The 3,028-nt window shown below is 59.6% G+C and carries 1 protein-coding gene; it reads right to left on the bottom strand.

What is annotated here, in order from left to right; all coding sequences use genetic code 11:
- Positions 1 to 3,028 (bottom strand): immunoglobulin-like domain-containing protein (locus tag IAE39_RS29250; RefSeq protein WP_328825633.1); only part of this gene is annotated, 3,028 nt, incomplete at both ends.

Raw genomic sequence — 3,028 nt, 5'->3', positions numbered from 1 at the left:
CGACTTGATGCCCACGGTGATCTCACCGGCGTCTTTGTAGACGTCATCGCCCTGTGCTGCATGCTCGTAAGGCGCGCTGGTTTCGCCGGCCTTGATCGTGACCTGGGCGTTGTTGCTCAGGGTCACGACCAGGTCGTGGGCCAGAGCCTGATTGATGTGCACGGTAAACGTCGGTTTGACGTTCTCGGCGACAGAAACCTGGTCGGCAGTGATGGTGACTTTGACGATGTCGCCTTCGTTGCCCGGGGTACCTGGCTCGTCGGTGACCTGGGTTTTGACCTCGGTCTTGTCCAGGTTCAGGTTTTCGAACTTCCACGCGTCTGCGCCGCTGACCGAGTCGATGGCATTGACCACCGCTGGGTTGGCGCCAACGTAGACGTTGTCTGGAGCGATGGCAGTAGCCGAGCCGGTGGTGCTGTTGGCTGCCACGACAACCGTGGTGCCGTCGGTGAGCTTGAAGTACAGCTCCGCGTGGTTGTTGATCGGCAGACCGTCTTTGTTGGTCAGCGTGATGGTGTAGGTGATCTCGCCGCCTTCAGTGACCGAAGGCGTCGCGGTCAGTTTCGCCACAACTTCGTCGATAGTGTCGGTAATTTGAACCGAAGCGTCGCCGCCCAGCTGCAGGTTCTCGAAGGCTGCACCGGTAGCGTCGACCGCCGACTTGATGCCCACGGTGATCTCACCGGCGTCTTTGTAGACGTCATCGCCTTGTGCCGCATGCTCGTAAGGCGCGCTGGTTTCACCCGCCTTGATGGTGACCTGGGCATTGTTGCTCAGGGTCACGACCAGGTCGTGGGCCAGGGCTTGATTGATGTGCACAGTGAACGTCGGTTTGACGTTCTCGGCTACCGAAACCTGGTCAGCCGTGATGGTGACCTTGACGATGTCGCCTTCGTTGCCCGGGGTGCCTGGCTCGTCGGTGACCTGGGTTTTAACCTCGGTCTTGTCCAGGTTCAGGTTTTCAAACTTCCACGCGTCTGCGCCACTGACCGAGTCGATGGCATTGACCACCGCTGGGTTAGCGCCAACGTAGACGTTGTCCGGCGCAATAACAGTGGCCGAACCCGTGGTGCTGTTGGCTGCAATCACGACGTTGGTGCCGTCGGTCAGCTTGAAGTACAGCTCCGCGTGGTTGTTGATCGGCAGACCGTCTTTGTTGGTCAGCGTGATGGTGTAGGTGATCTCGCCGCCTTCGGTGACCGAAGGCGTCGCGGTCAGTTTCGCCACAACTTCGTCGATGGTGTCGGTAACTTGAACCGAAGCATCGCCGCCCAGTTGCAGATTCTCGAAGGCAGCGCCGGTAGCGTCGACGGCCGACTTGATGCCCACGGTGATTTCACCGGCGTCTTTGTAGACGTCATCGCCTTGAGCAGCGTGCTCGTAAGGCGCGCTGGTTTCACCCGCCTTGATGGTGACCTGGGCATTGTTGCTCAGGGTCACAACCAGGTCGTGGGCCAAGGCCTGATTGATGTGCACGGTGAACGTCGGTTTGACGTTCTCGGCCACCGAAACCTGATCGGCCGTGATGGTGACCTTGACCAGGTCACCTTCGTTGCCTGGCGTGCCCGGTTCGTCGGTAACCTGGGTTTTGACCTCGGTCTTGTCCAGGGTCAGTTGCTCGAACTTCCACGCATCAGCGCCACTCACCGAGTCGATGGCATTGACGACGGGCGGATTGCTGCCGGAATAGACGTTGTCCGGCGCAACCACGGTGGCCGAGCCCGTGGTGCTGTTGGCCGCTACGACAACCGTGGTGCCATCGGTCAGCTTGAAGTACAGCTCCGAATGGTTGTTGATCGGCAGACCGTCTTTGTTGGTCAGCGTGATGGTGTAGGTGATTTCACCACCTTCGGTGACCGAAGGGGTAGCCGTCAGCTTGGCTACTACTTCGTCGATGGTATCGGTGACTTTGACCGATGCATCGCCGCCAAACTGCAGGTTTTCGAAGGCATTGCCCTTGGCATCTTCAGCCGCCTTGATGCCGAGCGTGATCTCACCGGCATCCTGATAGACGTCGTCACCTTGCTCATCGTGCGTGTACTGCGCGCTGGTCTCGCCCGCCTTGATGGTCACCTGAGCGTTGTTGCTCAGGGTCACGACCAGGTCGTTGGCCAGTGCGGTATTGATGTGCACGGTGAAGGTGGGCTTGACGTTCTCGGCGACCGAAACCTGGTCGGCGGTGATGGTGACCTTGACGATGTCGCCTTCGTTGCCGCCACCCGGGTTGGGATTGCCAGGGGTACCGGGTTCATCGGTCACGGTGGTGCTGACCGGGGTCTTGTCCAGGGTCAGCTGTTCGAACTTCCACGCATCGGCACCGCTGACGTCGGCAATCGACACCACGACAGGGTCGTTGGCACCTACATAGACGTTGTCGGGGGCGGTTACAGTGATCGAGCCAGTGGTGCTGTTGGCCGGCACCACCACAACGGTCTTGCCGTCGCTCAGGGTGAAGTACAGCGCCGAATGGCTATCGATCGGCAGGCCGTCCTTGTTGGTCAGCGTGACGGTATAGGTGATCTCGCCGCCTTCCGTAACCGAAGGGGTGGCGGTCAGCTTGGCTACAACTTCACTGATGGTGTCCGAGATTTCAACAGTCGCCGGGGCACCGAACTTCAGCTTCTCGAACGTTGCGCCTGGTACAGTTGCATCAGTAACGCTGAGGGTGAGCGAGCCAGCATCCTTGATGACGTCATCACCCTGGGCCGCTGCTTTGTACTCGACTTCGGTTTTACCGGCCTCGATGGTCACCTTGTCGCCGTTGGACAGGGTCACAGTCAATGGCCGGTCCAGAGCCTGGCTGACTTTCACAGTGAAGGATGGCTGCTGGTCTTCGGTCACATTGCCATTGCTGACGATGCTCACGGTTACCGGGTCGATGCTGTCATGGATGACAGTCGATGCGGGCGTTGGGTCAGGCGTCAGCTGCTCGAAGTTGCCACCGGTGGCTTTCTCGATGGTGACGTTGACGGTCGAACCGTTGTTGTAGACGTCGTTCGCCGGGGTCTGGAAGTCGACGCTGCCCTGG

Origin of the sequence: Pseudomonas sp. S37 (assembly GCF_016658545.1) — a bacterium.
Classification (GTDB): Bacteria; Pseudomonadota; Gammaproteobacteria; order Pseudomonadales; family Pseudomonadaceae; genus Aquipseudomonas.
Note: the sequence above shows the minus strand (reverse complement) of the source record. Positions and strands in the feature narration are given on the sequence as shown.